We start from the raw sequence: 4,895 nt of genomic DNA, 5'->3' as shown, positions 1-4,895 counted from the left end.
GTCCAATATACTAATTGGTCTGATACTTCATATCTCATAATTTTGGGAGGAATATAATCAAATCAAAAAACTTATGAAAAAACAATTATTTTTTATTGCACTTGCAAGTTTATTAACCTCAATGGCTTCAGCAGCCGATTTATATGTGAGAGATTTAGGTGCTGGTGGTTCTTACTCAACAATTAGTGCAGCTATAACAGCAGCTAATGATGGCGATCGTATCATCATTAGACCAAAGGCTGGAAGTCTTCCTTTCATTGAAAATTTGACAATTGACAAATCATTATCATTTGTTTCTGAAATCAATTTCTCAAAATATATTTTGCAAGGAACAATAACAGTAACACCAGCTTCTGGAAGAGTAGTTACAATTAATAATTTACAAATATCTGGAACTAATACTATATCCGTTTCAGCAGATACAACTGGAGGAAGAACCACACTTAACATATTAAATTCAACAACTGCAGGTGTAAATGCCGGTGTAGCCAATACGACTTTAAACATGTCAGGATGTACTAGTGCAGGAATAACAATGACTCATGGAAGAATTACTGGAAATAAAATAACCTCTATTAATATCAATACACCAACAATTGATACTAATCCTTCCACAGATGATATCGAAATAATCGCTAATGCTATTTCAGTAACTGGTACTGCAATTAATTTGAATCAGAAGAATTACAATTTTAGAATATTGAATAATTTTGCAGGAACTGGTTATATAACTATTAGTGCCGTGAAAAATGATAGTACAAATGAAATCATTAATAACGTTATTTCTTCTACCAATACTTCGAATGCTAATAATAGTATTCAAGTAAGCTCACCTGCAGGATTTACTGGTCTTGTTTCAATATTAAACAATGTTTTCTATTATATAGGACCAACTTATGGTACTTTCTATCCTGTAACTGCAAGTGGCGTGAGCTGTTATGTGTATTACAACGTATCAAATTATTCAGTTTCAATGCCAACTATTACTAATTCGGGCAACAACGTTACTACCTCAATTTCATTAAATACTACCACTTATACTGTAAACGGATTAGCCGCAAATACTGGAAGCCCAGAAGATGATTTTGCTGACATTGACTTAAGCAGAAATGATCGTGGTAACTTTGGTGGCTCTGATTCTTGGGCAAACTATTGGCCAACTGCTGTTGGAAACAAACCGCAAGTAAACTACCTTAAAACACCAAGAAGGATTTATACTGGTACTACAGAGATGAATGCAACGGGTTCAGGTTATTCTAAATAATATAATACCTGAGTCTAAGATGAAAAAATATATTTATAGTCTATTGGCCCTTATGACAATGAGCATATCTTCTGCCCAATTGTCATCGTTAAGCCAAGCCGAATATTTTTGGGATGCCGATCCTGGCGAAGGAAACGGAACCAGCATTACAGCAGTAGATGGAAGTTTTAATAGCGTTTTTGAGAAAATAGCTGTTTCTGGATTAAATGCTCCTAGCGCTGGTTTACACAAATTTAGTGTTAGAGTAAAAGATAATTCAGGGGTTTGGGGACCGGTTTTTACTAATGTCATAATTGTAGAGCCTACAACTACACCAAACCCTGTTACACTAACACAAGCAGAATACTTCTGGGATACCGATCCAGGTGAAGGAAGTGGCACACCACTTTTAGCTGTTGATGGAAATCTGAACAGTGCTTTCGAAAAAGTAGCTATTGCAGGTTTAGGAGCGCCAAGTGTTGGGCTACATAATTTCTCTATTCGTGTTAAAGACAACCAAGGTGTTTGGGGACCAACCTTTACCAATAGTATTGCTGTTGAAAGCACTACAACTCCACTACCAGTAAGCCTTACCCAAGCTGAGTATTTTTGGGATGTCGATCCGGGAGAAGGAAGCGGTACACCTCTTTTGGCTTTCGACGGAAATTTTAATAATACTTTTGAAAAGTTTCTCGGCGATGCTATTTCAATAGTAAGTCCTATCGGATTGCATAAATTCAGTGTTCGTGTTAAAGACAGCCAAGGAATTTGGGGACCAATCTTTACTAATGTAGTTTACATTGAATCTGTTTTGAGTGTAAATCCTCATGATATAGCTGATAAATATTACTTTATTCCAAATCCAGCAACTTCAGTTATTCGTTTTAATAAAGATATAGAAAGTATAACAATAGTTGATTTGAATGGAAGACAAATAGCGGCTTCTATATCAAATAATGAGGTTAATATTGAAGGATTGGCTAAAGGAACCTATATTCTAAAAGTTACTACACCAGAAGGTCAAACGTTTAATAAAAAAATGATTAAAAGATAATTTTAGTTTTACTTTTAAAAATCCCTAACTTCATCATTTCTGAAGTTTGGGATTTCATTTACAATTAAAACACTTATCTAAACTCAAATCAATTAATAGTAACAAACGAATGAAAAAAACAATTACTCTTTTATTACTATTACTATCATTACAAACGTTTGCGCAATGTTGGCAAAGTATAAGTGCTGGAGATTATCATTCTTTAGCCATAAAAAATGATGGTACACTTTGGGCTTGGGGTAGAAATACATCATACGAAATAGGAGATGGTACTTATGTGCAAAAAAATGTATATACTTACATTTCATGTTATCCTTCCGTACTTTCACATGAAAATTTCGAAATAAACGAATTAAAAATTTATCCAAATCCGATCATTGATGTTTTAAACTTCTCATTTGAAAAAGAAATTACAACTGTTTCAATATATAATTTGTTAGGTCAAGAAGTTATTACAAAAACTGTAAACAGCAACGAAATTTCAATAAATTTTGCTGGTTTAACTGCGGGAACTTATTTGGTAAAAATTACATCAGGTAATGAAATAAAAACTGTAAAAGTGATTAAAAATTAATTCTTCAATTTGTTTTTAAAAAGCCCAAATTTCATCATTTTGAGATTTGATTTACAATTAAAAAGCTTATTTGAACTCATCTAAAATTAATTAAAAAAGTGAAAAAAAGAATTACTTTATTATGTCTATTGGCATATTTATGCTTCATCAACAATACTATTGCTCAATGTAATACTGCAACGAATGGATTATTCCCAAATAATACCTTTACACCAAACTGTAGTGGGAACTATGAGACATTAACCAATCAAAGTTATGCAGGCGAATACAGCAATGTGAATGTAATTGCAAACAAACAATATTCGTTCTCGAGCTCTGTAACAACGGATTATATTACAATTACGAATGCAACTGGATCTGTTGTTTATGCAAGCGGAACACAACCCGTAATATGGGATTCGGGAAGTACTACAGGTGTAATCCGATATTACCTTCATTCAAATGCTAATTGTGGAACTGAACAAGTCTATAGGTCTCGCTATATTCGATGTGCTGATGCATCAAATTGCATACCTCCTTCAAATCTGGCTGCAACAAATATAACATCCAATTCTTGTAAAATAACTTGGACAGCTGCATCACCAGTGCCTTCTTCCAATTATGATATTTATATCGTTACAACAAATAATGCTCCTAATGCAAACTCTACTCCTACATTATTTAGCACTACAAACTTATCTACCTCTATTTCTATAAATCTAGCAGCTGGTACCACTTATTATTACTGGATTCGTTCTAACTGTAGTGCAACCACAGGTTCTTGGATTTCAGGTGGGAATTTCACGACACCACCAGCCCTAACTTGTAATGGAGCAATTTATGGATTGTATCCAAATACAACTTTTACTCCAGCTTGTACAGGAAGTACAGAACAAATTGTTGCAGATGCTTTTGCAGGTGAATATTCTAATGTAAATGTATTAACAAACAAACAATATACTTTTTCTAGTTCAGTTTCAACAGATTTTATTACTATAACAAATGCTACTGGAACAACAATTTTGGCGAGCGGATTAACTCCACTAAATTGGTCATCTACAACTTATTCAGGTGTAGTCAGATACCACATTAATTCAAATTCTTCTTGTGGCACTCAAGCTTCAAATAGAGTTAAGAACATTCAATGTGTAGTAGCTAATACTTGTGGAGTTCCTAGTAATTTAACAGTTACTAATATAACTTCTAACTCATGTAGACTTACTTGGTCTGCACCAGCAACTACTCCTACCGATTATGACATTTATATTAGTACAACCAATACAGCCCCAACAAGTAGTACAACAGCTACAGCTACAAGTATAACAGCTGGTATAGGTGTTCTGAATGGATTATCCGCAGCAACGACTTATTATTATTGGATAAGGTCAAATTGTAATGGAACAAAAAGCACTTGGGTTTCTGGAGGAAATTTTACCACAATTGCTGCACTTACATGCAATGGTGCAATGAATGGTTTGTATCCTGAAGCAACCTTTACCCCTTCTTGTACAGGCAGTACAGAACAAATTGTATCCGATGCTTATGCTGGAGAATATGCTAATGTAAATATATTGACAAACAAACAATATACTTTTTCTAGTTCAGTTTCAACAGATTTTATCACTATTACAAATCAAAATGGAACGGCTGTATTAGCAAGTGGCTTAACACCTTTAATTTGGAATTCTAATTTTACAGGAATTATTAGATATCATATAAATACTAATGCCAATTGTGGCACTCAAAACTCTTCAAGAACACGTTCTATAAAATGTACTGTTGCTACTGGTTGCAATGCTCCGACACAGTTGTACACAGATCCTGAATCTTCGTCAGTTGTAAATATTGTATGGTCAGCATCAGTACCTGCGCCTAGTAATGGATATATCTATTGCTATAGCACAATAAATGATCCGTACTCAACTGGTGCTATTACTGGTACAACTACAAATACTTTTGCTGTTTTAAACAATTTAGCACCAAATACAACTTATTATTTTTGGGTAAAAGCCAATTGCGGTACAACACAAAGCAGTTGGTCATCT

The 4,895-nt window shown here is 33.9% G+C and carries 4 protein-coding genes; all 4 read left to right on the top strand.

The features are described from left to right. The first annotated feature begins 73 nt into the window (after positions 1-73). A complete protein-coding gene (locus QZ824_RS10670) occupies positions 74-1,264 on the top strand; it encodes a hypothetical protein (protein ID WP_291275999.1) in 1,191 nt (396 codons plus the stop codon). 19 nt (positions 1,265-1,283) lie between these two features. Beyond that, the gene (locus tag QZ824_RS10665; RefSeq protein WP_291275998.1) at positions 1,284-2,297 is read left to right on the top strand and encodes a T9SS type A sorting domain-containing protein; all 1,014 of its coding nucleotides are present in this window, start codon (positions 1,284-1,286) and stop codon (positions 2,295-2,297) included. A gap of 109 nt (positions 2,298-2,406) precedes the next feature. Next, on the top strand, positions 2,407-2,871 hold the full coding sequence (locus QZ824_RS10660; RefSeq protein ID WP_291275997.1) for a T9SS type A sorting domain-containing protein: 465 nt from the start codon (positions 2,407-2,409) through the stop codon (positions 2,869-2,871). 98 nt (positions 2,872-2,969) lie between these two features. After that, a partial coding sequence (locus QZ824_RS10655; RefSeq protein WP_291275996.1) for a fibronectin type III domain-containing protein occupies positions 2,970-4,895 on the top strand: 1,926 nt, incomplete at its 3' end.

This window comes from Flavobacterium sp. (genome assembly GCF_021151785.1).
Classification (GTDB): Bacteria; Bacteroidota; Bacteroidia; order Flavobacteriales; family Flavobacteriaceae; genus Flavobacterium.
The sequence above is the reverse complement of the archived record's forward strand: the minus strand, read 5'-3'. Positions and strand labels throughout refer to the sequence as shown.

Bases quoted from the DNA above. Each gene is read 5' to 3' on its own strand.
- QZ824_RS10670 (WP_291275999.1), top strand. From the start codon at position 74: ATGAAAAAACAATTATTTTTTATTGCACTTGCAAGTTTATTAACCTCA.
- QZ824_RS10665 (WP_291275998.1), top strand. From the start codon at position 1,284: ATGAAAAAATATATTTATAGTCTATTGGCCCTTATGACAATGAGCATA.
- QZ824_RS10660 (WP_291275997.1), top strand. From the start codon at position 2,407: ATGAAAAAAACAATTACTCTTTTATTACTATTACTATCATTACAAACG.